The 24,504-nt window shown below is 48.7% G+C and carries 23 protein-coding genes; 12 read left to right on the forward strand and 11 right to left on the reverse strand.

Annotated features, from left to right (window positions below):
• Positions 1–145: 145 nt before the first annotated feature.
• Entirely contained in the window at positions 146–1,363 is a 1,218-nt protein-coding gene (locus JNUCC31_RS16475; protein ID WP_192262522.1) for a DUF2087 domain-containing protein, read from the forward strand.
• 67 nt (positions 1,364–1,430) lie between these two features.
• Here JNUCC31_RS16475 and JNUCC31_RS16480 read toward each other — a convergent pair whose 3' ends face one another.
• Positions 1,431–3,431, reverse strand: a complete 2,001-nt coding sequence (locus tag JNUCC31_RS16480) for a methyl-accepting chemotaxis protein (protein ID WP_192262524.1) — start codon at positions 3,429–3,431, stop codon at positions 1,431–1,433.
• 416 nt (positions 3,432–3,847) lie between these two features.
• Between JNUCC31_RS16480 and JNUCC31_RS16485 the strand changes: the two genes are divergently transcribed.
• The 5 genes from JNUCC31_RS16485 to JNUCC31_RS16505 all read left to right on the forward strand — a co-directional run bounded on the left by JNUCC31_RS16485 (position 3,848) and on the right by JNUCC31_RS16505 (position 7,000).
• A complete protein-coding gene (locus JNUCC31_RS16485; RefSeq protein WP_192273061.1) occupies positions 3,848–4,522 on the forward strand; it encodes an AzlC family ABC transporter permease in 675 nt (224 codons plus the stop codon).
• Positions 4,513–4,842, forward strand: a complete 330-nt coding sequence (locus JNUCC31_RS16490) for an AzlD domain-containing protein (RefSeq protein WP_192262527.1) — start codon at positions 4,513–4,515, stop codon at positions 4,840–4,842. The genes JNUCC31_RS16485 and JNUCC31_RS16490 overlap by 10 nt, the downstream gene beginning before the upstream one ends.
• A gap of 95 nt (positions 4,843–4,937) precedes the next feature.
• Entirely contained in the window at positions 4,938–5,741 is an 804-nt protein-coding gene (locus JNUCC31_RS16495; RefSeq protein WP_192262528.1) for an NAD-dependent epimerase/dehydratase family protein, read from the forward strand.
• Between the two features lie 198 nt (positions 5,742–5,939).
• The gene (locus JNUCC31_RS16500; RefSeq protein WP_192262530.1) at positions 5,940–6,596 is read left to right on the forward strand and encodes an SGNH/GDSL hydrolase family protein; all 657 of its coding nucleotides are present in this window, start codon (positions 5,940–5,942) and stop codon (positions 6,594–6,596) included.
• Positions 6,597–6,772: 176 nt separating this feature from the next.
• Complete coding sequence (locus tag JNUCC31_RS16505) at positions 6,773–7,000, forward strand: glucose starvation-inducible protein B (RefSeq protein ID WP_192262532.1); 228 nt, start codon at positions 6,773–6,775, stop codon at positions 6,998–7,000.
• 108 nt (positions 7,001–7,108) lie between these two features.
• Here JNUCC31_RS16505 and JNUCC31_RS16510 read toward each other — a convergent pair whose 3' ends face one another.
• Positions 7,109–7,501, reverse strand: a complete 393-nt coding sequence (locus JNUCC31_RS16510; protein WP_228469038.1) for a hypothetical protein — start codon at positions 7,499–7,501, stop codon at positions 7,109–7,111.
• Positions 7,502–7,757: 256 nt separating this feature from the next.
• On the opposite strand from JNUCC31_RS16510, the gene JNUCC31_RS16515 reads away from it, so the two are divergent.
• From JNUCC31_RS16515 to JNUCC31_RS16530, 4 genes are all read left to right on the forward strand, one after another.
• Entirely contained in the window at positions 7,758–9,686 is a 1,929-nt protein-coding gene (locus JNUCC31_RS16515; RefSeq protein WP_192262534.1) for a heparinase II/III domain-containing protein, read from the forward strand.
• Positions 9,687–9,799: 113 nt separating this feature from the next.
• The gene (locus tag JNUCC31_RS16520; RefSeq protein ID WP_192262536.1) at positions 9,800–11,695 is read left to right on the forward strand and encodes a glycosyl hydrolase; all 1,896 of its coding nucleotides are present in this window, start codon (positions 9,800–9,802) and stop codon (positions 11,693–11,695) included.
• Between the two features lie 12 nt (positions 11,696–11,707).
• Positions 11,708–12,850: a glycoside hydrolase family 88 protein gene (locus tag JNUCC31_RS16525; RefSeq protein WP_192262537.1), complete on the forward strand. Its 1,143-nt coding sequence runs from the start codon at positions 11,708–11,710 to the stop codon at positions 12,848–12,850.
• A gap of 438 nt (positions 12,851–13,288) precedes the next feature.
• Positions 13,289–15,646: an Ig-like domain-containing protein gene (locus tag JNUCC31_RS16530; RefSeq protein ID WP_228469039.1), complete on the forward strand. Its 2,358-nt coding sequence runs from the start codon at positions 13,289–13,291 to the stop codon at positions 15,644–15,646.
• A 141-nt stretch (positions 15,647–15,787) separates the two neighbouring features.
• Here JNUCC31_RS16530 and chrA read toward each other — a convergent pair whose 3' ends face one another.
• The 6 genes from chrA to JNUCC31_RS16560 form a co-directional block, all read right to left on the reverse strand.
• Positions 15,788–16,333 (reverse strand): chromate efflux transporter ChrA, encoded by a 546-nt coding sequence (chrA, locus tag JNUCC31_RS16535; protein ID WP_192262539.1) that lies wholly within the window; start codon positions 16,331–16,333, stop codon positions 15,788–15,790.
• Positions 16,334–16,336: 3 nt separating this feature from the next.
• Entirely contained in the window at positions 16,337–16,924 is a 588-nt protein-coding gene (chrB, locus tag JNUCC31_RS16540) for a chromate efflux transporter ChrB (protein WP_192262541.1), read from the reverse strand.
• 11 nt (positions 16,925–16,935) lie between these two features.
• Positions 16,936–17,430 (reverse strand): chromate efflux transcriptional regulator ChrS, encoded by a 495-nt coding sequence (gene chrS, locus JNUCC31_RS16545; RefSeq protein ID WP_192262543.1) that lies wholly within the window; start codon positions 17,428–17,430, stop codon positions 16,936–16,938.
• A 322-nt stretch (positions 17,431–17,752) separates the two neighbouring features.
• Positions 17,753–18,865 carry a PAS domain-containing sensor histidine kinase gene (locus JNUCC31_RS16550; protein ID WP_192262545.1) on the reverse strand — a complete coding sequence of 371 codons (1,113 nt, stop codon included), beginning with the start codon at positions 18,863–18,865 and terminating at the stop codon, positions 17,753–17,755.
• Positions 18,858–19,508 carry a response regulator gene (locus JNUCC31_RS16555; RefSeq protein WP_053780067.1) on the reverse strand — a complete coding sequence of 217 codons (651 nt, stop codon included), beginning with the start codon at positions 19,506–19,508 and terminating at the stop codon, positions 18,858–18,860. Before JNUCC31_RS16555 ends, JNUCC31_RS16550 begins: the two co-directional genes overlap by 8 nt.
• A 160-nt stretch (positions 19,509–19,668) precedes the next feature.
• Positions 19,669–20,100, reverse strand: coding sequence for a GAF domain-containing protein (locus tag JNUCC31_RS16560; RefSeq protein ID WP_192262547.1), 432 nt, complete (start codon positions 20,098–20,100; stop codon positions 19,669–19,671).
• A gap of 375 nt (positions 20,101–20,475) precedes the next feature.
• Between JNUCC31_RS16560 and JNUCC31_RS16565 the strand changes: the two genes are divergently transcribed.
• The gene (locus tag JNUCC31_RS16565; protein WP_228469040.1) at positions 20,476–21,252 is read left to right on the forward strand and encodes a Crp/Fnr family transcriptional regulator; all 777 of its coding nucleotides are present in this window, start codon (positions 20,476–20,478) and stop codon (positions 21,250–21,252) included.
• Between the two features lie 174 nt (positions 21,253–21,426).
• On the opposite strand, the gene JNUCC31_RS16570 is transcribed toward JNUCC31_RS16565, so the two are convergent.
• From JNUCC31_RS16570 to JNUCC31_RS16580, 3 genes are all read right to left on the reverse strand, one after another.
• Positions 21,427–21,957, reverse strand: coding sequence for a GNAT family N-acetyltransferase (locus JNUCC31_RS16570; RefSeq protein WP_192262549.1), 531 nt, complete (start codon positions 21,955–21,957; stop codon positions 21,427–21,429).
• 85 nt (positions 21,958–22,042) lie between these two features.
• Positions 22,043–22,198, reverse strand: coding sequence for a hypothetical protein (locus JNUCC31_RS16575; protein WP_192262550.1), 156 nt, complete (start codon positions 22,196–22,198; stop codon positions 22,043–22,045).
• Positions 22,199–22,351: 153 nt separating this feature from the next.
• Complete coding sequence (locus JNUCC31_RS16580) at positions 22,352–22,642, reverse strand: hypothetical protein (protein WP_192262551.1); 291 nt, start codon at positions 22,640–22,642, stop codon at positions 22,352–22,354.
• Positions 22,643–22,865: 223 nt separating this feature from the next.
• Between JNUCC31_RS16580 and JNUCC31_RS16585 the strand changes: the two genes are divergently transcribed.
• Positions 22,866–24,371 (forward strand): DUF6359 domain-containing protein, encoded by a 1,506-nt coding sequence (locus tag JNUCC31_RS16585; RefSeq protein WP_228469737.1) that lies wholly within the window; start codon positions 22,866–22,868, stop codon positions 24,369–24,371.
• Positions 24,372–24,504: the final 133 nt, after the last annotated feature.

Here is a 24,504-nt window from a genome sequence, read left to right on the forward strand (position 1 = left end):
AAATAACAAACAAAAATGTATTGTGTCTATAAATAAACAAACAATAAAATAATGTAATTAGGTGTAAAGGGTTAATACATGGTTATCAATGCCAACATCTTTACATCCATTAAACCTATTAAATCCTATCAAAGGAGCCAATTCAATGAAATCATCGGAATCCTTGTTGCAAACCGCCTCACTCGAAGAGATCAAGTGCGGATATGTGAAGGAAGAACCTGCATTCATATGTGTCTGCTGTGGCTACAGAACGGAATTAGGCATCATATACCCTGAAGAAGGCGTGCTCTACGAAGCAGAGCGTTATATGCGCGTTCATATTGAGAAGACTCACGGATCGGTGTTCGAATATTTGCTGGAGCTGGACAAAAGTATTACCGGATTGTCCGATGTTCAGCGGGGCCTGCTGGGTCAATTTTACGAAGGGAAGAAGGATACCGAGGTGCAGAAGGCGCTCGGAATCGGGAGTGCTTCCACCATCCGCAATCATCGGTTTGTGCTGAAGGAGAAAGAGCGGCAGGCCAAAATTTTTCTGGCGCTGATGGAACTGCTCAAAAGCAAGGATACTCATGCGCCTGCGGAACTGGTGCTGCCTGTGACAAGACATGTGAAGACCATCAACCGGGATCAATTCGAAATTACGGAACAGGATCGGGAGAAGGTGCTGCGCAAATATTTCCCCGAGGGTACAGATGGACCGTTGACGACTTTTCACATACAGCAAAAACATAAATGGATCGTGCTGACCGAGATAGCCAAACGATTTGAACCCGGACAACAATATACCGAGAAACAGGTCAATGAGCTGTTGAAAATGGCATACGGCGATTATGTGGAGCTTCGCAGGTATATGATCGACTTCGGGCTGCTGGTGCGCAAGGAAGATGGGAGCCGATATTGGCTGGCGAACGATGCTGACCAGAATGGTAAAGGAAAGAAGCACGGACATAAAGGATCGGAAACGGAGACAGAAGCACTAAAAAGGGAGGGCAAAGAAATGAATCGTCGCAAAGAACTGCAGGAACAGGCCAAGGAAATCAAAACAGAGGCGGGAGTCTATCAGATCCGCAATGAACGCAACGGGAAAGTGTTTCTCGATAGCACACTTAATCTGAAAACCATTAATGGTCAGAAGTTTATGCTGCAAATGGGCAGCCACCTCAATCGTCAATTGCAAGCGGAATGGAATGAATACGGGGACGATGCCTTCGTCATCGAAGTGCTGGAGAAGTTGAAAAAAGAAGACAGCCCGTACTTCGATACCAAGGACGCATTAGCCAAATTGGTAGACCGCTGGTTCGATCAGCTGGAGCCGTATGGCGATAAAGGATACCATGGAGATAAAAAGGAATCTGGTCAATAAGCTTAACTTTATACTAAAAAACTCCCTTTGCCCTGGTTGGGCAAAGGGAGTTTTGCTTGGGTCCTGTTTATAGCTTGAACTGCTCCACCAGTTTCTGCAGTTTATGAGCCAGGTGGGCGAGAGAATCGGCAGACGATGAAATCTCCTGCATGGAAGCAACCTGTTCCTCGGTAGCAGCAGAGATATTCTCCGTTCCATCGGCATTGGTTTCCGAGATGGTATGAATCTGCTCAATGGATTGTACCACTTCTGCTGTGCTTGCTGACATTTGCTGTGACGCGGCTGCGATGGTCTCAAGCTGATCGTTTACGACTCCAACAGCCTGGCTAATCTGGGCAAAGGCTTCGTCTGCAAACTGAACGGCTCGAATCCCGTTGCTCACATCCCGTTTTCCAACCTGTGCATCTTGATTTGCTCGCAAAATTTCCTGTTGAATCGCTCCAACCATCTCTACAATTTTCTGTCCAGACAAGCTGGATTGTTCCGCCAACTTGCGAACTTCGCTGGCAACAACGGAAAATCCGCGTCCATGCTCGCCTGCTCTTGCCGCTTCAATGGATGCGTTAAGGGCTAGCAGATTGGTTTGTGCAGCGATGTCTGTAATAACAGATACCATCTCACCAATGGATGCAGAGTGTTGCCCAAGTCGTTCAGCGGTCTCTACCATATTTTGTACGAAGCGACTTACTGAATCCATCTCGGATACGGCTGTCCGCATCGTGGCATTCCCTTGATCCGCCAACTCGCTTGCTTGCATGGCGGCTTCGGATACTTGCTGTGTGCTGTTCGTTACCTGTCCAACACCTCCAGCCAATTCGTTCATCTGCTGCGACGTATGCTTCAAACTTGTGGCTTGTTTCTCAATACCTGCTGCCGATTCTTCTGTGATCAAGGCAACTTGTTCTGTCGCTTTAGTCGTCTCGGACGAGTTGACAGCCAGTTGCGCGGAAGATGCGGTTAACTCGTCCGCCGTATGACGCACATCGTGGATGACGTTACGCAAAGATTGGCTCATTTTATTAAAACTGGTACTGAGTTTTCCGAATTCATCTTGTCCCGTAACAGGGACCTCGATGGCCAGATTACCATTGCTAATTTCGTTGGATGCAGTCACCAGACGTTTCAGTGGTCGGGTGATCGACTGCACAATCCAGAAAATAATGATGGAGCTTACAGCAATAGCAATCGCTACAACGACAAGTGTGGTATACAGGATAGGACGGACGGATTCGGTCACTTCATTGTTATCAATGACACCTACTACGGTCCAACCCGTTGTTTCATTTGTTGCGAAAAAAGCATGTTCCTGGGTGCCATTCAGCGAATAATCCAAACTTCCATTTTTCTGTTCAAAAATGGTTTTATAAGGTTCCATCGTGCCTTCAGTTCCCGGTTTTTCGGTAGGGTGTACGATGATTTTATTGGCATTATCGATGATATAGATATATCCTTTTTTTCCGATTTTGGTTGTGTTAACCGTTTGGGACAGGCTTTCAAGGGACAGGCTCACAGAGACAACGCCATGACCATCGGCTGAAGTCTGGGCTACCGATGCAACAACATTGCCGGTATTGCTTGATATGTAAGGAGTGATTACAGTGGGGATGTCTTTGTTCTGCGTAGCAGCCTGATACCAAGGGCGCTCGCGTGGGTCATATCCAGCCTTGTTCACCGCTGTTACAGGGGAATTGATATAGACGCCTTGGTCGGTACCGATCGAGGCCAGTTCTACGTCGTTATGTGTTTCCTTGTAGGCATCGAGCAGAGTGCGGATCGTCTCTGTTTCATCCCCCTGTTTCGGTCCGACGTTCCCGGCATCCAGCTGGCTAGCTAGGAAATCAACATTTTTACGCGTGGCTCCAATGATCTGATCAATGGTCTGATTCAGTACATTCACACTGCTGATGGCGTTTTCGTACATTTTTTCTTCAACCTTGGCTTCAGCTGTTCGGAACGAGATCATGCCCAAACTGATTGTCGGAATCAGCAATACAATGGCAAAGGACAAAATCAGCTTTTCTCTCATCTGTAACGTTCTTGCAGTCACACGGTTACGCATCTTCTTCATACACATTCCCCCTAGATAGATCCCATCCCTAGTCTGATGGACAGGTTCATCTGGAAACAGATAGTACATTCCATCCTTTCCAGATGTTTCTGGTGCTATCGTATGACAAAATTCGAGTTTGTTCAACATTAATTATGGGTTTTGTGAAATTTTTTTTGAGGATACATAGGTATTTTGGATCACATCTGTTCTGCAAAAGGAAATCTGTCTCTCCACGGATACCTCATCTTGTGGTATATTTCTGAATTAATGTAACGAACACGGATGTACATGGACATGTTGCATTCATACAGAGAATGGATTTGGTTCTGCCATATGCGGAATGAACTGGAGAGGGGATGCACGGTTTGGATAAATCTATACCACTGACATCTGGACCTGCAGGCACAGAAGAGGTACAGGATAAAGCTTCATTTATGCAAGGAGTTAAGGACTGTATCCCGACACTGCTTGGGTATCTAAGTATTGGCTTTGCAGCGGGTGTCATTGAAATGACCGCAGGTCTAAGTTTGGCGGAGACGGCTTTGCTCAGTCTGATTCTATATGCTGGATCGGCCCAATTTATTGCCGCAGGCATGCTGGCATCGAACGGGTCAGCGACGGCCATCATTTTCACCATCTTCTTCGTGAATCTTCGCCATCTGCTGCTGAGTGCAGCCGTATCACCGTATTTTCGTCATCTGACGCCGTTTAAAAATATGTGGATCGGCTCGCTGCTTACCGACGAGTCCTTTGGTGTGGCGATGACACGAGCGATTGGCCGGAAAACGCTGAGTGAGCGCTGGATGCACGGATTGAACATTACAGCATATCTGAACTGGTTTGTGGCGAATATGGCGGGAGCTTACTTTGGACGCTGGATAACCAATCCCGAGCGGCTGGGGCTTGATTTTGCCCTGCCTGCAATGTTTATTGGTCTGGTTGTGCTTCAGCTGATGCAGCGCAAAAATAAAAAATTACACATCAATGTGGCGATCATTGCTGTTGTCTGTGTAATCTTCGCCAGCATGGCTTCGCTTGGCAGCATGAGTGTCATTGTGGCTGCGGTCATTGCGGCAACGATGGGAGTAGTGATGGAACGATGGAAGTAAGATGGGATGTATTCTGGATTATTATGGGTTCAGCTTTGTTAACGTTCATCCCGCGCGTATTGCCGCTCATGCTGTTCAGTAAAATACAGATTCCGATGTGGCTGTTACGTTGGCTTGAATATGTACCTGTGGCAGTCATGGCGGCCCTGATCGGTCAGGAATTGTTTATGGCGGACAACCAGGTAGTGCCGATTACGCATAATGCGGCCCTGTGGGCAGCGCTGCCTACCATTGCCGTGGCAATTTGGACCCGCAGTCTGCTTGGAACCGTACTTGTCGGCATTGTTGCGATGATGATTTTGCGGTACTTGATGGGATAACTAACCGGGGTCTATGTGGATCAGGTAAATCCTTCGCTCTATCGGTTAATAATGTTCATTAGGAACTCTTAATTGGAGCGAAGGGAGTTAGATCCATGGATAAACCGAAGCACAGACTGCTGATAACGGGAGCAGCGGGAGTCATTGGCCGCAGTCTGCTGGAGGGACTGAGAGAAAAGGGCAAGTATGAGATCGTGGCTGCTGATCTTCATGATGACCCTCAAGCAGGCATTGTCGCAATGGATGTGACAGACGGAGAACGACTGAAAGAGCTGATGCAGGGTGTTCAGACGGTGCTGCACATTGCATGGGCCAAGGATGAAGAAGATTTTCTGGGCAAAGTCCTGCCCATCAACGTAACAGGGGCCTACCATGTGTATGAAGCTGCACGCTTGAACGGTGTACAGCGGGTCATTTTTGCGAGTTCAAATCATGCGACAGGGTTCTATCCAACAGGGGAGGATATCAAAGTGGATGATCCCTATCGGCCAGACAGTTTTTATGGACTTAGCAAATGTTATATAGAGCTGCTTGGACGATATTACGTGGATAAATATGATCTGTCGTCATTCAATATTCGAATTGGCAACTTCTCGGGCGATGCGCATCCGCATTCTGAGCGTTCTGCACACATTTGGATTTCGCCAAGGGACATGGTGCAGCTTGCCGAGTGCTGCATTGAGGCAGATTCAAGCATGAAATATGTTAATCTATATGGGACTTCAGCCAATACGGATAATTATTATGATATTGGATATCTGGAACAGAAGATTGGGTACCGTCCGGAGGACGATGCAGCAGAGTTATGGGACGAGGCGAAGCGCAAGGGAGCGCCGGATAAGCAGGACGAAACGGAATATCAGGGCGGAGGATATGTCGCGAAGGAACCAAAATCCTAAAATCTTAAAATCTTAAAGATCTGAAACGTCTTATAGACGCGTAGAACTGTAGGTGACATTGCAGGAAGTACAACGCGGAGAGTTAACTGAAAAGGTTTCGTTCTGAAAACGCTATTTTCTATTGCGTCCGAAAGGGATAAAATGGAGACTGAAGGGTTGAGGTTTTCATTTTACATACAGGAAGGAACGGTTTTGGTTATGAGTACACATTCATCCGTTATACTTTTTCAGGGAGACTCCATTACAGACGGGGGAAGATCGCGCAATGATGATCCGAATCATGTTCTCGGGCATGGCTATGCATATCTAATCTCAAGCAAACTGGGTGTGGAACTGGCAGCCAAGCAGCCAACGTTCTACAACAGAGGAGTTAGCGGGGATCGCGCTTCCGATCTGTATGCACGCTGGAACGAGGATACGTTCAGCTTGAAGCCGGATCTGATCAGCATTCTGATCGGTGTGAATGATGCCTGGCGCACCATAAATGGTGAACCCAGTGGAGTGACGGATCGTCTTGGACGTGCTTATCGTCATTTGCTGGAGGAAACACGCGAAGTGATGCCGAATACCGGGCTGGTTTTAATGGAGCCGTTCATCCTTAAAACCGGAGCTACAGTGGAGCGTTGGGACACTTGGCAGGAGCGTGTCGGACAATATCAGCGGCTTGTTGCTGAACTTGCCACAGAATTTGGTGCTGTGCTGGTTCCATTGCAGGATGTGTTTAATCAGGCCACTGAAAAGGCTGATGCTGCTTACTGGTTGTGGGATGGTGTGCATCCAACGGCAGCAGGTCATGAGCTTATCGCCCGTCAGTGGTTGTCTGTCGTACAGGACAGTCCACTTAAAATTCAATAAAAATGGAGCATGGGGTCTGTACAGATCCTGTGCTCTTTTTTTATATAACGAAATAAAAAAGAAATGATCTAATTAAAAATGACATATTTAGAATATATATGTTTTAATCCCAAATGAGAGGGTAATTAAAAAGCGTAGCACACTATATTCAATACCCGATAAGGAGTGAATTCAAAATGGCACAGAATAACCAAAACGGAAAAATGAGCCGTGAAGAAGCAGGACGTAAGGGTGGAGAAGCAACCTCCAAGAATCATGATCAGGAGTTCTATCAAGAGATTGGCCGGGAGGGCGGAAGCGCCCGGGGCAACAATGATGGGAACGATGATCAAGGTGGCAAAATGAGCCGTGAAGAGGCAGGACGCAAGGGCGGACAAGCTCGGTCCCGTAATCGGAACAATTAATTCATTGATATAGGAATACTGTATAGTCCAAGCAAACAAGGCCAGATTTCACCTGTGGAAAAGGGTGAGTCTGGCCTTGTTTTTTATGAGAGTTGTTGCACTGACAGGTCAGGCAATATGTGGTTCGATCGCTTGACGATAACTGTATAGGGATTCGTCAATGATGGTACGCAAGAAAATGGGATCTATATCAAAGAGCAGGGATTCTGCGTAACGCCAAGCATTTTCTTCGATACGCAGCCGAATTTCAGCTTGCTCAGGAGCCGTAGGAGGTCCATCCAGAAGGTTAGACAAATCCATCAATTCTACATCCTCGGCATGTCCCAGTTCATGAGCCAGAATGACATAAATATAGGCCTTTAATGGAGCGAGCGAGCCAAACAGCATTCGGCATTGTTCCATAATTTCTTTTTTATATAGATACACGGTGTGGCTTCCCATGTGATATTTACCACCGACGAGACGACTATCCGGAAAATGGGGCTCAACCTGGACAAACACACGGCTATTGGAGCGGTGCAGCAGTTCAGTTACAGCCTGATTAAATAATTCAGTATTCAGTATGGTTCACCTGTCCTCATAATGGAATGAAATACATATGCCATGAGTCCGACAACCCTTTTACGAGAAAAACCTCTGAAAAGTTTCATTTATTTTCATTATTTATTTTTTTATACAACATTAATTCGAACTCCCTTCATTTTTACTAGACGATGGGCTAAAATGAAATCGGTTACAAAATTAGGGAGGAATTCTCATGACGATTCACCCTGGATGGAATTGGACGGCTGATGATATAGAAATGGCCATGAGGCATGGTGCATATAGTGGTTTGAAGTACATCTGTCGTTGGAAAGATAGATTGGCTGACACGTTGAATGATCCCGACTATGCTTCCTTCTGGTCAGATCTAAGAGTATATGAGCAGAAAGCGAGTACGGAGAACCTGCCTGAGTTATCTTTTTCCCTATATCGCCAATTCAGGGAGACAGGTGAACGCCAAGCGTATGAGCTGGCATATTTTGAGCGGCGCGGGAGACTCGCTGCACTGGGATTACTTGCTGCGGCATCGCCATCAGCTGAGCGTCTGCAATTGCTGGAGGACCTGATCTGGAGTGTCTGTAACGAACCAACCTGGTGTCTGTCCGCCCATGTACCTGAAGGGAAAGAAGCTGGCGCAAGGGAACACATTGACCTGTTCGCTGCAGAAACAGCGCAAACGCTCGCAGAGATGATCATCCTTCTCAATGACGTTCTAGACCAGCGTGTGGTGCGAAGGGTGCGGGCTGAGACAGAAAGCAGGATATTCACCCCGTTGTACCAGGAGCAGCGGATATATGGTTGGGAGAACGCAGAGCACAATTGGTCAGCGGTGTGCAGCGGCGGCTGTGGAATTGCAGCTCTCCTTCTGTTGGAAGATGAGCATCTTAGGGCCAAGGCTGTACAGCAGACTATTCATTCCATGAATGCTTTCTTGAAGGGGTATGGGATGGATGGGGGATGTGCTGAAGGTGTAGGTTACTGGGTTTACGGGTTCGGTTTTTATACGTATTTTGCAGAGATGCTGCGAATATTCAGTGCAGGAACACTGGATATGCTATCCGATCCCCAAACGAGAGCAATCGCTGCTTTCCCCGGAAATATTCACCTGTCAGGCGGGGTATTTGTCAATTTTTCGGACAGTCGCGAGCGGGAGACTATTCCGCCCGGCCTGCTTTCTCTTTTGGCCGAGCGACAGCAGATTCAAGTCCATTTGGAGCATCGTATACCGCTTCTGGCAGAGGACCCCTGCCGCCGATGGGCCCACGCTTTGCGTAATATCCTTTGGACTAATCCGGCTGTATACAAAAGGGGAAACGAAGCACAGATGCCGGCAGTCCCAGTCTATCTGGAGAACTTGTCGTGGGGGATAGCCCGAGGAGTACTGGCAGCGGGAGAACAAAAGGAAATGACTGCAGCTTTTGCCGTAAAGGGCGGTCATAACGAAGAGCCCCATAATCATAATGATCTGGGACATTTTATCCTTCATGGCGGCGGAGAAAACATTCTCTGTGACCCAGGTTCAGGCGAGTATACTCAGGCCTATTTCGCACCTGGGCGGGAAAGCATTTTTCAAATTGGTTCTCAGGGGCATAGCGTTCCGGTCATCGAAGGAGCGGGTCAGCAATCCGGACAGCAAGCAGAGGCGAAAGTATTGCATATCAAGCGATCATTTCCGGAGGGGATAGAGGCTGCATTTGATTTGACGTCGGCTTACCCAGATGCTCCGACACTGGCGAGGTATACCAGGCATTTGAGTTGGAACTGTCCGCCGGGAGCCTCCGAAGCGGAGCTTTTCCTTGAAGACTACTATCAGTGGCAGCAACCTTCTGATCCGTGTAAAGAAGAGCACCTGACCGAAAAGCCGCCAGTCGTTGAGCATTTTATGAGTCGAATTTATCCTGTCGTACAGGAAGCATGGGTCCAGTGGGAAGGGAGAAAGGCCGTAGTGACGATGCATTATGATGCTGACCTCTGGGATGCACAGGTGGAAGAGGTAGAGACGGTGGATCACGATCACCTGCCCCTGACATTTTACCGGACGGCATTATCCTTGCAGCAAACGGCAAATGAAGAGGGGAATTCCCGAAATTACACCGTAAAAGAGACATGGTGCAGATTGAAATTCTCCGTACATCCAAAGTAAGGACAGAAATCAGAAGTAACGGTGAATCCGGATTAATGCAGCAGGAACCAGGAACGACTCGGACCAATTCAATCCCAGATGGAAGTCGGGATCAGAAATGAGGGTGATTTGTTTTGTTAGCGTATACATCGGATTCAGCATATCCATGGAAAAGTGAACTGGATAGGTTCCGAACCGAAGCGGAGCAGGCGAGGCTTGCAGAACCTAGCGGATGGGATCGATCGCGCAAAATAGCACTGATCGAAGACATTGTACGTGCCTACTCGGTATATCAGCAGGAGAATGGTGCCATTATGGACCCCTTTTCTGATCGGGAGCGCTACTATTCAACGCCCGCTTATGCATTTGCAGCTGCGGTTCTGGTCAAGAACGGGCGGACCGATCTGCTCTCCTCGGCTGCAGCAGCTCTGACTCACAGCATCTCATTGGTTGTTCGTGGCGAGGTTCGGGACAATCATGCCGATTTTTTCCCCATACTTATGTTGAGAGCCTATATGCTGCTCCAGCCCCTATTGCCAGAGCAAGCGACTCAATGGGCAGCCGAGCTGGAACGGATTCAACCGGAAGAAACCTATGTATTTACAATGTCCAAAATGAATAACCCGAACCGGATGATTAACTGGAATGCCATCATGATCTCGGGAGAATACCTTCGCTACCGCGAGCAGTTGGCGAGTGAAGGGATCGAATGGATGGATCAGTACCTGGAGAGCTACCACCTGCCGCGTTTTACAGCACTTGGCCTGTATCAGGATGGTCCACTGGATCGGCCAAACAGTCCGCTCGCGTATGATATCGCTACCCGCTATCACTTGGGTGTTATGCTGGATGCCGGATATGACGGTAGCTGTTCGTCTTCTTTGGCTGAGTACATTCGGCGCGGGGCATTCACTTCGCTTCTGACGCTATCTCCGCTGGGCGAGATTCCTCCGCGAGGACGCAGCTCACAGCATCAATGGAATGAAGCTGCGGCTGCATACGTGTTCTCCAGTCATGCCTCAGCTGCAAAGCAAATCGGTGATCTTGTGATGTCAGGCGTATTTGCGCGTGCGGCCAATCTGTGTTTTGCAGCCGTGGACCGATGGAAAATGGAGGACGGCCGTTTGAATATCGTTCGGAATCGGTATGCTCCGACCGTTCGCCACGGATACGAGATCTATACCAACCATACGTGTTATAACCTGTGGACGGTTGCGGCACTAGCCAATGCGTATCTGTGCGATCCCGGGGATGAAGTGGCTGAATTGCCCATTCCGTCCGAGATTGGTAGTCGAGTTCTTCAAATGGATGGCTGGTTTGAGACCATCACGGCTTCAGTACCGGGCCAGCAAATCGTGTTACATACGGCTCTGAATGACCCCTATACGGTACCCGGTTTAGTGCGGATTCATCAGCAGGGGCTTCCGGGACTCATTGGTCCCGCTGCTGCTGGGCATGCCGTGTCTGGATTCACTGAATTTTCGGAGGGTGAGACGAAGGCGATCAGTTATTGTCCGGCCTGGCGGACAACGGATGGACAGTGGCACAGCCTGGCTGCAGGTATTCCTTGCGGAGTTGAATATAATCGGGATGCCGGAATCAACCCTTCTGATGGAGGGGGAGCAGTCGTCTTTAACGTAGCGGAGGATCAAGGGCAGGCGACCAACACATTCACAGTGGACTGGGTGGGCCCACTGGTCGGATTAAAGGCACTTCGGACGTATTATACGCAGCGGCCGGGTTTGTTAACGGTCACGTATGAGTTCGAAGGAGAGATTGAAGCGGCTGGGGCTGTGATTCCGCTGATGTACAGCGATGGTGAGGAACAGGCTGTCATCACGGTCTCCGGTGATCATGTTCGCTGTGAATATTGTGGAGCTTACGTGGAATCGACCGTGCTTGATAAAGGAGGGGAAGTTCACCTTCAAGATTATACGGTGGCTTCTCGCAATGGTTTATTAAAGGAAGTACGGATGATCGTGAGCGGCAGTCAGAGGATTACGTTTACGGTTCGTCTGGGCAGGATTTGAAAAGAGGAGGCAATGCTCGTGAATACATCAACATCGGTAACATGGGTTGAAGAAGCATGGCGGCAAGGAGCAGCCAAAATCATTCGCAATGCGCAGCGCATCAAGGATACATTTCCGCACACAGCTTCGCAGGGTACGTACGATCAGAATGATCCCGAATGGTGGACAGCAGGCTTCTGGCCAGGATTGTTATGGCTTGTCTATGGTGAGTCGCCAAAGAGCGAAGCTGTCGCTCCGTTATACCGTTATGCCGAAAGTTGTGAGCGGCAATTGGAGGGCTGTCTGCGTGATCCCGAATCGGTCGATCACGATCTCGGGTTCATCTGGCTGCTTAGCGGCGTAGCCAACTACCGCCAGACAGGCAGCGCGGATGGCCGGCGGCGAGGAATGCTCGCCGCGAATCTGCTTGCTGCCCGCTTCAACGTGCGCGGTGAATTCATCCGCGCCTGGAACTTCAGCTCGTCAACGATGGATACGCGCGGCGTAGCCATCATTGACAGCATGATGAATCTGCCGCTGCTCTACTGGGCATCCGAGCAGAGCGGCGACCCCCGCTTCCGCTGGCTGGCGGAAGCGCATGCGGACACCGTGGCGCGCGAATTCGTCCGCGCTGACGGGTCCATCTGCCACGTGGTGGAGTTCGATCCACTCACGGGGCAGAAGCTGCGGGAGCATGGCGGGCAAGGCCATGCTCCAGGTTCTGCCTGGGCGCGGGGTACCGCCTGGGCGTTGCACGGGTTTGCGCTGTCTTTCCGGTATACGGGCGAAGCCCGTTATCTGGAGACAGCGGAGCGGGCGGCCGATTTCTTCCTCGCCATGCTTGGCGAAGAGATCGTGCCGGTGTGGGATTTCCGCGCACCTGCAGAACATCAGGTGGCGTGGGACTCGTCCGCTTCGGCGATTGCCGCAAGCGGCCTGTTGGAGCTCGCGAAGCTGTCGCCGCGCGGTGAAGAATATGCAGCCGCGGCAGAGCGTATCCTCCGCGGGCTGCATGAGAACTACAGCTCCGGTGACACGGCAGCGGAGGAAGGTCTAATCATGCAGGGTACCGTCCACTATCCAGAGGGTCGTGGCTTAAATGTGCCGATTATCTACGGCGATTACTTCTATATGGAGGCCTTGGCGAAGCTGCGTGGCCGTCCAGGTTTATTTTAAGCGGATGGAGAACAGGAACTTCACACATAACACCACCGGATAGTGTGTATGCGCGGGCCTGAGTATGCAATTTGACTTACAACTGTACAACTGTCCGAGTGTGCCTGCCTCCATGTTGGAATTCACATTCCTTTGTTGGAGGCGGAGCACACTTCAGTATAAAGATTACAGATCGTTAGACTGGATGCTGTATTTTCTGACCAAAGGAGTCATTGGGTCCCCCGATCATATGAAATACAATTCAATATAGTGGCTATACATAGATTATGCGGAATACATGCGGGTATGAATCGATTAAAATCAGCCAGATAGCGGAACAGATTTCCACTATTTTTCCTGAAAATGACCTGAAAGTCTAAACATCTGGAAAGAACTTGCCGACATTAAACCTAAGAAATAAATGAAAAGAATCGGAGGGAAATGATGTTAAAGCCAAGATTGACCAAGTACATGGTGATGATGCTGGTATTGGTGCTGAGTATTTCCAACGTAGGCTTGGCCGCTGCGGCAGATAAAGAACTGTCCAAAATTGTAGTTTCCAAAAATGAGTTGTCGCTCGAAGTGGGTGATTCCAGTTCGGTCACGGTGACAGGAGTATATACCGATAATACATCGGCAAACGTGACAATCAGTTCATCCTGGAGTAGCAGTGATACTTCGATAGCGACTGTATATAATGGTGCCATTACTGCCAAAAAGGAAGGGACGGCAACCATTACAATTTCGTATCTGACTCAGAGTCAGACGGTTCAGGTGAATGTAACCAAAAAGGTCAAAGCCCTGTCCAAAAACGTGCAGTCGCTGGACTTGCGTACAGGGGATAGCAAAGACATTATTTTGACGGCAACCTACAGTGATAACACGACGAATGCCGAAGCCTCCAAAGTTGCCGAGTGGTCATCCGATGACGAGAAAGTGGCAACGGTTGTGAATGGTAAAGTGACGGGACAGAGTGCCGGTACGGCCGTTATTACAGGTAAAGTAGGCAGCCAAAGTGTGACTGTGGATGTGAACGTTGAGGTTGTTAAACGTGTGGATGTAGACAAGAAAACAGTCAATCTGTTATTGAACAAAAGCGAAAGTGTGAAATTGACAGCCACCTATCCAGATGGCACAACCAAAGATGTAACGGACCTGGCGGAGTGGACGTCAAGTAACGAAAAAGTAGCAGATGTGTTAAAAGGTGAGATCACAGGATACTCGGCAGGTTCTGCCAAGATCACAGCCAAATATGGAACGAAGTCCGTATCCGTAGATGTGGATGTCGATCTGACAAGCAAACTGAGTGTGGAGAAACAGAGCATTTTCTTCCGTCTAAGCGAGTCCAGCAAAACAGCAAATGTCGTGTTAACTGCCTCTTACCCGAACAGCGCTGATGTGAATGTAACGGATCAAGCGACATGGACATCCAGCAATGAGAAGGTAGCGACAGTATTCAAGGGACAAGTTACAGCGATTGGCGCGGGTTCTACAACAATCAAGGCAGCGTATAGCGGTAAAACAGTGGAAATCGTTGTCGATGTGGATACGGCAAGATACCTGGATATTGCGGGTATCGATGATAAACTGGCCATGAGTGTTACGGGTGATAACAAAACCAAGAAACTGGTAACTAATGCTGAATATATTGACGGAAGCAAAGAAGACGTAACCTCCAAAGCAACATGGACGTCCAGCAATGCGGATGTTGTATATGTATCTGGCGGTGAACTGATTGCATATAAATCGGGAACAGCTACGATCACGGCGGCATACGGCGGCAAAACCGTCAAATTTACAGTGAATGTGGACGTACCGGACAAGTATGAAATGGACAAGAAAAAAGCTTCGGTAGCTGTTAAGGGTACTTTGTCTGTAAAAGTGCTGGCTGTCTACGGTGATACGTCCAAAGATGTATCCGAAGATGCAGCGTGGAGCAGCAGCAGTGAGAAAATCGCTGAAGTGGACAGCAAGGGTGTTGTAACGGGTATTGCAACAGGTAAAGTTACCATTACAGCGAAAATCGAAGGCAAAACATTAACTCTGCCTGTTGAAGTAGGCATGGCTAGTGGGCTTGAGGCGGACGTAAACTTTGTGGTGTTGTCCTCCAAGGAAACACAGCAAATTGTACTTACAGCAACGGATGAAGATGGTTTGTCCCAGGATGTATCCTCCGAAGCAACATGGAAATCAAGCAATTCACGTGTAGCAGATGTGAAAAAAGGGATTATTACTGCGGTAGGCAGCGGTAAAGCCAACATTACGGCTGAATATGGTTCCAAGAAAGTGATCATTCAGGTTGAAGTGGATGTCATTTCACGTATTGAAGCATCCGAGCCGGTGCTTTCCCTGAAATCAGGGGATACCGCTGATCTTACGGTTACTGCGTATCTGAGCGATGGCAGTGAGCGTGATGTCACGGATAAAGCGGAATGGAAAACCAACAGTTACAAAGTAGCTCAGGTAACCAAAGGCAAAGTGAAAGCTACAGGTTCAGGCAAAGCGAAAATAACAGCCAAGTATGGCAGCAAGTCTGTAACCATTACTGTAGATGTAGATATGCTGAAATATTTGCAAACCGATAAAGTAACCCTCACCATGAAGCCTGGGGACAAAGTAACGGTCGTTGCCACGGCAACATATGTGGATGGCAGTGAAGAGAACGTATCCAAACCGGCGCTATGGAAATCTTCCCGTATTGCGACAGCATCGGTGAAGGATGGTATTATCCAGGCCAACGGTAAAGGAAAAGCGACGATTACCGTGACTTATGCAGGTGTGAAAACCAAAGTAACTGTAGTTGTTGAAGCGAAGTAATATCTTCAAGTAAGCAGGTAAAACTAGCAATTTTATGTACGGTGATGACAGCTTAAATGCTGGCATCACCGTTTTTTTATTGGAATAGCATTCATCCCTTGAATAGGGAAAAGCCGTTCCTCGAATGTGATGACGGATGAATTACATCGTGTGAGACAGAACCAGCGCACCGTATGCAAAAGCAATGACAATGAGAATGGCTGGATGCAGTTTGGTTTTGGTCATGACCCAGAGCGAGATGCCGGCGATGATCAGTGTCTGCCAAATACCGATGGAATCAGTGGATACCTGACCGAACTCCCAGGTAAGCAGAATCATGAGTACAGCGATTACTGGCTGTACGAGCAAGGTCATGCCCTTCACCTTTGATGAAGTACGGTGCTTGTTCAGCAAACGGAGCAGGAGGATCAGTGCAGCGGCTGAGGGCACAATCGTGGCAAAACTGGCAATGAATGCGCCAAACCAGCCAGCTACCTGATAGCCAACAAATGCCGCAATTTTGGTCGCGATCGGACCGGGAAGTGCATTGCCGATGGCGAGTACATCACCAAATTGTTCGGTGGTCATCCACTTGTAGTGGTTGACCACTTCTTCCTGCATTAACGGGATGGAGGCAGGGCCGCCCCCATATCCCAGGATGTTGGCTACAAAAAATCCCCAAAACAAATCCCACCAGGTTTGAAGCATCGCTTAGGACACCCCCTTGTCGGAATTGCCCCTGGATTTAAAACGCTGGACCATATCCAGATGAAAGACGCCATATCCGAGGAAGACGGCAATCACAATACCGGGGTGAATGTCCAGCAGCTGCAATAGCACAAACGCAAGGACACCGAACAGGGCGGCGAAGGCCGAGCCGAGTCCCTTCCATGCTTTCTTGGCGAATTCGTAAGCCATCATGCCGAGCATGACGAAAATGACCGGGCGTACGGCTGCGACCATGCCTGCTACAACTTTAGATTCGCGCAGTGCGTACATGGAACCAAGGAGCGCAATGATGGCAATGCTCGTTGGCAAAATGTGGGCCAGTACAGACAAAATAGCGCCCAGCACGCCCTTGGTTTTATACCCGAGATACGCAGCCATCTTGGTCGCGATGGGACCAGGCAGGGCATTGGCAATGGCCAAAATCTCACCAAACTCCTCATCGCTGACCCACTTATAACGGGTAACGGCTTCGTAACGGATCAGTGGAATAACCGAAGGGCCGCCCCCATATCCCAAAACTCCGGTTCGTACCATTCCAATGACGAGACCGTTGTAGTCTTTCCAACTCATGCTGTTTCCTCCTAGAGTCTCATGCCCATTCGGCTTTTATATCGTTTTAACAACAGCTGTGACTCTACCTTGACAATGCCTGGCATCTTGTAGAGCTTCTCCAGCAGGAACTGCTCCATCTCTTCCATATCTGCAAAAATACCATGCATGTGCAGGGTGCTGGGGCCTGTCATATGATAGAGGCTGGTCACTGCTGGCTCTTCGTCCAGTTTAGCGGCCACTTCATCCAGAAATAGCGGTTCTACATCGACATTAAAAAAGGCAGAGACCTGAAGTCCGACCTTGCCCGGATTGATGACCACCGTGAAGCGTTCAATGATTCCCTTTTCGGATAAAGCATTAATGCGGGCCTGAACGGCCACACGTGACAAACCAATCTGTGTACCCAGATCGGTATAGGATATCCGGCTATTCTGATGAAGCGCGGCAATGATTTTGCGATCCATCTCGTCCAGATTGTACATTTGCGGAATTTCTCCACCCTTGGAGGAGCGTTTCTCTGACATGGTTAACCATCCTTTTCTTTCACTATATAGAATGAGGTATTACGATTAGAGATACATGCAATAGGTATGTGGCATTCATATTCTAATGACGAATCGTAATGGGAGTCAATAGATTTATCGTGAATGTTGAATTTATCTGATTCCAAGCTTTCATTTTGTCATTTAAGCCAAACGGATACGAGGAACGAAAAGTGGGCTGCAGACATGAATTGAAAAAAAGACTACTTACGAGTACCTCCGTAAGCAGTCTTTTTGCAGGGATGCTGAAGTCTATCATGGCAACACGACGAGCGGGGGATTCAGTTTCCCGTACATGATCAAGTTAATGAACAGCTTTGGGTAGGCAAAGGGTAACGACAGTTCCTTCCCCTGGCTCCGAAGAGATGGTTAGAGTACCTCCGGCTCCGCGGGCTCGCTCCTCCATACTGAATAGACCGACACCGTTACCAGCCGTCGCACTGTTGAACCCTGCGCCGTGGTCCTCGATTTTCACAACGGTGGTCTCTTCCGAATCTTCCACCGTCACAAGGGCTTCTGACACATCGGCATACTTGGCCACATTGGTTAACGCCTCCTGAATAATACGGTACATGGCGATCTCCCGATTCATATCCAGTCGTTTTCGCAGGTTGCATTCCAATTCCACTTCAATTCCATAATGGCGGGTGTAGTTCTCAATGTAGGTACGAATGGCGGGAACAACGCCCAGATCATCCAGTACAGACGGCCTGAGCTCCCAAGCCATGCCGCGTACATCCTCCATAATGCCCGTCACCTGTTTCCGCAGTGCCTCTACACCAGGTAGAGGCTGGTCCGCCAGCAGCCGATCCATCTGAATAACGAGGGAGAAGAGGCTCTGCCCAATGCCGTCATGCAGCTCGCGGGAAATGCGACGCCGTTCCTCTTCCTGAATATTCATCACTTGGGTCATCATCGTCTGCAACTCGCCTTCAACCTGTTTCAGCTTGGTGACCTCACTCCGTACTGCCAAATATTGATAAGGCTCTCCATCATTATCGAGGAAGGGTACTATGGTGGTATTCACCCAATAATGGCTGCCATCCTTGGCGCGATTACGGATCTCTCCATTCCAGACTCGTCCGGAAGAGATGGTTTCCCACAGCGTTTTCATAAAATGTTTGCCGTGATAACCGGAATTAATGATCCGGTGATCCTGACCAATTAATTCTTCCCGATTATATTGTGAGATTTCGCAAAATTTATCGTTCACGTACTGGATCTTTCCTTTACGATCCGTGAGGGCAACAATGGACGACTCATCCAGGGCAAACTTCAGGTCACTAAGCTGATGCAGAGAACCTTTCAGCCTGCTGCGGAATTCTGTATCCGTAATGTGACCGTCAATATCCTTCAGTAACTGACGCACAGGCTGATCAGCAAATCCGCTAAGTCTGTTTTCACGTGTGCTACTCAAAGTTTAACAACCCCTTTTTCATTGCAAACTTCACCAATTCCGGTCGGGTACGCAGGCCGAGCTTCTCCATCAGATTGCTCTTGTGAGATTCGACCGTTTTCACACTGATGACCAGATGTTCAGCAATTTCCTTGTTGGCATAACCTTTGGCGATCCAGGACAATATCTCTTTCTCCCGCTCGGATAACGTGTCATAGGGTCCGGCGTTCTCCTGCTTGGCTTTGTCTAAATATTCACTCATCAGCCGCTTGGTCGCACTTGGGTACAGATAGGCGCTTCCCTCTGCTACGGAGCGAATAGCGGCGAGCAGTTCTTCATGCGGCGCGCTCTTGAGAATATATCCGGAAGCTCCCGCATGGATAGCGCGGAACAGATATTCTTCATCGTCATGCATGGTCAGTATCAAAATGGAGACATCCGGCATCAATTTCTTCAATTCAGCGGTAGCTGTCAATCCGTCCTTGCCTGGCGGCATGCTGAAATCCATCAGGACCACATCGGGCTTCAATTCTTGTGCCTTGGCAATAGCTTCATCTCCATCTGCCGCGTCTCCAACAATATGAATATCATTCTTTCCGTCGAGCAGGGCGATCAGCCCGGAGCGTACGACAACATGGTCGTCGACAACTAATAATTGAATCACATCATCTTCCTCCTGTCCGCTTCAACCATTCTTTCTTTATCATACCAAAAAAGAAAGCCATTCAGAGGTTAATCTCTGAATGGCTTGGATTCTTTGTAAAAAGTCCTGCTACTTCCATAAGGAAATAACAAGACTTCTTAGCGTTTTACAGAAGATATCTTTATCCATATACTTTCGATTCCAACTGTATAGCAACCTGCTCGGCCTGCCGGATTTTCTCCGGAGAGAAGGTGCAAGGCAGTCTGCTGCCAACGAGCAGAACGGCGCCAGGCACGCTTCCATCCTGAAACACAGGGACCGCTATGGCACAAACCAGCCGCTCTGCCAGCATTAGCGGGCATCTGCCAGGTATGTGTTCTCCAGTGGATTGTACATCAGTCAAAACGGTTCGCCCGGTTCGGAGCGCTGTGCCTACCAAATCTTGTCCTGGACGCATTTCCATGCGTTTCACCCGTTCATTGCTGGCACCGGAGGTATACTTCCAACGCAGCATCGTCCCGGACAGACAAGCCAGTCCGCAAAAGTCGCTTGAGGTGTTCAGGCGCAGGCTGTCGATCACCTTCTGAATGCCAGATGGCAGTTCATCATGCATGAGAGGACACTTCCTTTTTGGGATCATACGGTACGTTACGTTCTAATCCATATCATTATCCTGTGGTCAGGGAACATCTTAATATAAGGGTATTACGTGTTGTTTCTATTGTAGCCTCTTTCCCTCGCATTGTAATTCAGGGAAAACCCCTATTTCCGTTCTGCAATTTGCTGATCCTGTGTATAAGCAGGCCCTCAGGCCAGCAATGCCAAGGTTTTTTTCGATTAAGGAGTCGTAGAGGGACCTCATAAGTGTGACTTATCTCACAGCAAATTCAGGGAGTTTCCCGCTCAGGTTCAGGTAATCCCCCGATAACCCCCAAGCTATATTCGCGGTATGATAGATACATAAGGAACACCGAGGGGGACGATGGTAATGAGTACGGTATTCACAGAAAGAACAACCCAGGCGGCACAACAAGAACAGACGGAGGCGAGCAAGATGACACGAGAAACAGGTGGAATCCTTTCGTTTGTTACAGCTGAACAGTGGGGGTTGATCGAGGCCAAGATGCAACCGAAACGGGTAAAGTCGGGGTACAGTCTCTTTCTGGAAGGTGATGAAGCCGGATATCTGTACTACATTCGCTCGGGAAGAGTGAAGCTGACCAAGTCAACCGAGGACGGCAAAGAAATCATTTTGTCGATTCAGCAAACCGGGGATCTGATCGGAGAGTTTGGCGGCATCGGCGGATTGACCCATAGCTATAGTGCCGAGATGTCAGGCAAAGGGGAGCTCGGGATCATCTCGCTCAGTGATTTGGAAAGCGTGCTGAGCAAACATGGTGATCTTGCCTTGAAATTCCTGCAATGGATGGCGCTTGCCCAGCGTATAACCCAGTCAAGGTTCCGTGACCTGCTGCTCTACGGCAAGGCAGGGGCGCTCGCATCGACGCTGATTCGCGCCAGCAACTCGTACGGCAGAGTGACACCGGATGGCATCGTGCTGGACATGAAGCTGAATCATACTGAGTTATCAGAGATGATTGGTGCAACGCGTGAGAGTGTGACGCGCATGTTGGGAGCCTGGAAAGAACAGGGGACGCTGGACACCATGGACGGGAAATTGATGATTAGGGACCTGGCAGCCTTGCGCTGTATGTGCGGATGTCCTACATTTCCAAGCTGCCCGGTAGAGCTGTGCCGATTGTAATGAAAGCAAGTTGAATAGGGAAGGAAACACCTTCGATGGCGATTGGGGTCGTTACGGAGAAATCAAAAGCTGACGTCCGATTTACTCGGGGTCAGCTTTTTTGGCGTGGTTAACATTTATATGATAGACCCTAAGGGTAAAAAAATATTAGAAGCAATCATGCCTAGAGGGCATTCACTCACCTGCATATTCCTTTGCAAGAATGGAATATAGACACGAATCATGATATTTCCCTTTGTAAAACCAATGTTCTCGCATCAGACCTTCACGCTGCATGCCAATCTTCTGCATCACCTTCTCGGAAGCCTTGTTGTTCGGGCGGCATTTCGCATAAATACGATGCACGCCGAGTGTTTTAAATCCAAAACCAAGCATTGCCCGGGCTGCTTCGGCAGCATATCCTTTTCCCTGGTAAATTGGATGAAGAACATAACCGATCTCTGCGTTCGTATTCTCCATATGGAGGCCAACACCGCCGATCAGGAGGCCCTCCTTTTCCAAGCATATCGCCAGTTCAAAGCCCTCTCGTGGTTGGGTTTGCTGTAAATTCAGTACATATTCCACATAAGCCCGCGTATCTTCTTCCGTATTCGGTCCCCATGCGGTATGCTGCGTAACCTCTGTCATGGATGTGTAGGTATGTATACGTTCCTGGTCTGTCTCCCGAATATCCCGGATGATGAGTCGTTCTGTCTCCATTTGCATCGCTATTCCCTCCTAGTAAAACAAAAATAGCCCAATAACCGATCCTTGTAAAGGATGGGTCATGAGCTATGTAAATGTAAGAGTGTTATTGTGGTTGTTTACATTTAACTGCGGGATAAGTATAAGCCAGCTTGCGGATAATTTCCTTTTGCCATTTCGTATCACCCAGATTGGTAGCCAGGTTCAGAAGATCCAAGTAATCGTCGAGCTGCAGATCAGCCTTTTGCAGAGTTGTATTCATTTGATGTTCGTTCCCCTTTATCTATAAAATCGTTAAGTCATGTACAGTAAACAGAAGATGATAGACAAGCTCAATAATGATAATCATTATCATAGTTATATGTTCATTATGCAACGAACGACGGCAAAATGCAATGCCAAGGTTCGAATGAACTTAACTTTTTTTCGGAAAAAGGCTCATCCACAATACATAGGGAATGTACACCCCCAGATATGCGGAAGGATAAAGGAACCACCCATTCAGCAGGAAATGGTGAATTTCTGTGGTGAACGTCGTCATATGGGCGTTTGTAGCATACACGTCGCCTGCAATGACAGTGGCCGCACTATAAAAGCAGAGCAGGGCAAGTACATGGAAAATGCGGGTCACCATCCGGGAACGAAGCGCAACAAAAGCCATAATAAGTGGAACAATCAGCAGGAGCAGAAGAAATAAAAGCTTCATCAATACAGGTCTCCTTTGGGATACTTTTGTTAACCAGTATGGGCAAGTCATGGAAGTTCCAAAAGTTTTTTCAAACATTTTACAAAAAGAAAGAGGAATTCATCATATGAACGATTAAATTAAAGGAGATAACCCATTATCAGGTAATTATGAGGAGGAGAAGGCACGTATGAAGAAAGCGATATGGCAGCATTGGATCGGGGCATTCCTGGTCTTTATCCTGATGGCAACGGCATTGCTGGGGCCTGGTTCACTAAGTCCGGTACAGGCGGCTGCACCACTTACGGTATCGCAGGCCATTGCTGCCCAGAGTGGTGGCGGAACGGCAACGGTAGAAGGATATATTGTTGGACATGCTACCGGTTCGCTTACAGCCAAGTTTACATCTCCTTATGCCAATGACTTCAACGTCCTGATTGCAGATTCTGCGACAGAGAAGACCAACGCGAAACTGCTGGATATTCAGATCCCTGCGTCGTACCGTTCACAATACGGACTGGCTTCCAATCCGAATCTCGTGGGGCAGAAGATTATCGTAACCGGAACGCTTGGTGCATACAACAGTTATGCCGGGGTTAAGAATCCTACCTCAATTGCACTCTCCTCTGGAACAACCAATCCTGATCCTGATCCAGGCACGACGCTGCCGGATGGTACAGGGAAGAAAGTATTGTTCGACAACACGCACGCTCAGACAGCAGGGGCTGCGGACTGGATCATTGATGGGGCATTTTCGGACTTTGCCAATGGTCTGCGAAACGCAGGCTTTACCGTGGATCAGCTGGAACGCAGCATCCCGTATACCTTCGGTGAGCAAGCGATCACCTTTAATAAATTGAAAGATTATGATGTCTTCGTTATTGGCGAAGCCAACGTACCTTTCAAAGCGACAGAGCAGGCTGCGCTGCTGCAATATGTACAGAATGGCGGCAGTGTCTTCTTCATCTCCGACCACTATAACGCAGACCGGAACAAAAACCGCTGGGATTCCTCCGAGGTGTTCAACGGCTATCGTCGTGGTGCATTCCTGAATCCAGCCAAAGGCATGTCGTCGGCAGAAGCCGAATCTCCAGCCATGCAAAGCGTAACCAGTTCCGACTGGCTGGCATCCAATTTCGGCATTCGATTCCGCTATAATGCACTCGGTGACGTGAATGCAACGGATATCGTTGCACCTTCGCAGTCGTTTGGCATTACAACGGGTGTGAGCGCTGTAGCCATGCACGCAGGCTCCACGCTTGCCATTATTGATCCGAACAAAGCCAAAGGTCTGGTGTACGTGCCTAGCGGGGTATCCAAATGGGGCAACGCGGTCGATCAGGGCGTATACAATGGCGGCGGACGGGCTGAAGGTGCCTACGCAGCGATCGCCAAGGTAGGAGCAGGTAAAGCGGCATTTATTGGTGATTCCTCACCTGTAGAGGATGCCACTCCGAAATATCTCCGCGAAGAGACAGGCGCTTCCAAAACAACGTATGATGGATTTAAAGAAGTGAACGATGGTGTATTTCTTGTGAATACCGTGAAGTGGCTGGCTGTGAAGGAGAGCTACACCAGTCTGGCGCAGGTGTCTGGACTGACATTGGATACGCCGACCAGTCTGCTTGCTACGGAAGCTCCTGCTTCTTCCACTGAGCCAAAAACCGAGCCATGGGCTGTGCCGGCAGCAGGATACAAATGGTATGATCCTACAACGTTCAAGCCAGGTTCGTATGGCAAAGCACAATGACAAGACGATAAACATGAGGTCATATACATGATGAAGTAGCCTGTCCGCCAAATGCGGACAGGCTTTATTTTGCATAAATGTCCGGTACGGAGGGAAACGTAGGGGTACTTATTATGATGAGCGAGATGCACAG

Source organism: Paenibacillus sp. JNUCC-31 (assembly GCF_014844075.1).
Lineage (GTDB): Bacteria > Bacillota > Bacilli > Paenibacillales > Paenibacillaceae > Paenibacillus.

Excerpts from the sequence above, each read along its gene's own strand:
- JNUCC31_RS16585 (WP_228469737.1), top strand. The coding sequence starts at position 22,866 with ATGGCAACGGCATTGCTGGGGCCTGGTTCACTAAGTCCGGTACAGGCG.
- JNUCC31_RS16580 (WP_192262551.1), bottom strand. The coding sequence starts at position 22,642 with ATGAAGCTTTTATTTCTTCTGCTCCTGCTGATTGTTCCACTTATTATG.
- JNUCC31_RS16575 (WP_192262550.1), bottom strand. The coding sequence starts at position 22,198 with ATGAATACAACTCTGCAAAAGGCTGATCTGCAGCTCGACGATTACTTG.
- chrB (WP_192262541.1), bottom strand. The coding sequence starts at position 16,924 with ATGAGTTGGAAAGACTACAACGGTCTCGTCATTGGAATGGTACGAACC.
- JNUCC31_RS16560 (WP_192262547.1), bottom strand. The coding sequence starts at position 20,100 with ATGCATGATGAACTGCCATCTGGCATTCAGAAGGTGATCGACAGCCTG.
- JNUCC31_RS16505 (WP_192262532.1), top strand. The coding sequence starts at position 6,773 with ATGGCACAGAATAACCAAAACGGAAAAATGAGCCGTGAAGAAGCAGGA.
- JNUCC31_RS16565 (WP_228469040.1), top strand. The coding sequence starts at position 20,476 with ATGAGTACGGTATTCACAGAAAGAACAACCCAGGCGGCACAACAAGAA.
- JNUCC31_RS16475 (WP_192262522.1), top strand. The coding sequence starts at position 146 with ATGAAATCATCGGAATCCTTGTTGCAAACCGCCTCACTCGAAGAGATC.
- JNUCC31_RS16495 (WP_192262528.1), top strand. The coding sequence starts at position 4,938 with ATGGATAAACCGAAGCACAGACTGCTGATAACGGGAGCAGCGGGAGTC.
- JNUCC31_RS16480 (WP_192262524.1), bottom strand. The coding sequence starts at position 3,431 with ATGAAGAAGATGCGTAACCGTGTGACTGCAAGAACGTTACAGATGAGA.
- chrS (WP_192262543.1), bottom strand. The coding sequence starts at position 17,430 with ATGTCAGAGAAACGCTCCTCCAAGGGTGGAGAAATTCCGCAAATGTAC.
- JNUCC31_RS16525 (WP_192262537.1), top strand. The coding sequence starts at position 11,708 with ATGCTCGTGAATACATCAACATCGGTAACATGGGTTGAAGAAGCATGG.
- JNUCC31_RS16515 (WP_192262534.1), top strand. The coding sequence starts at position 7,758 with ATGACGATTCACCCTGGATGGAATTGGACGGCTGATGATATAGAAATG.
- JNUCC31_RS16570 (WP_192262549.1), bottom strand. The coding sequence starts at position 21,957 with ATGCAAATGGAGACAGAACGACTCATCATCCGGGATATTCGGGAGACA.
- JNUCC31_RS16490 (WP_192262527.1), top strand. The coding sequence starts at position 4,513 with ATGGAAGTAAGATGGGATGTATTCTGGATTATTATGGGTTCAGCTTTG.
- chrA (WP_192262539.1), bottom strand. The coding sequence starts at position 16,333 with ATGCTTCAAACCTGGTGGGATTTGTTTTGGGGATTTTTTGTAGCCAAC.
- JNUCC31_RS16485 (WP_192273061.1), top strand. The coding sequence starts at position 3,848 with ATGCAAGGAGTTAAGGACTGTATCCCGACACTGCTTGGGTATCTAAGT.
- JNUCC31_RS16500 (WP_192262530.1), top strand. The coding sequence starts at position 5,940 with ATGAGTACACATTCATCCGTTATACTTTTTCAGGGAGACTCCATTACA.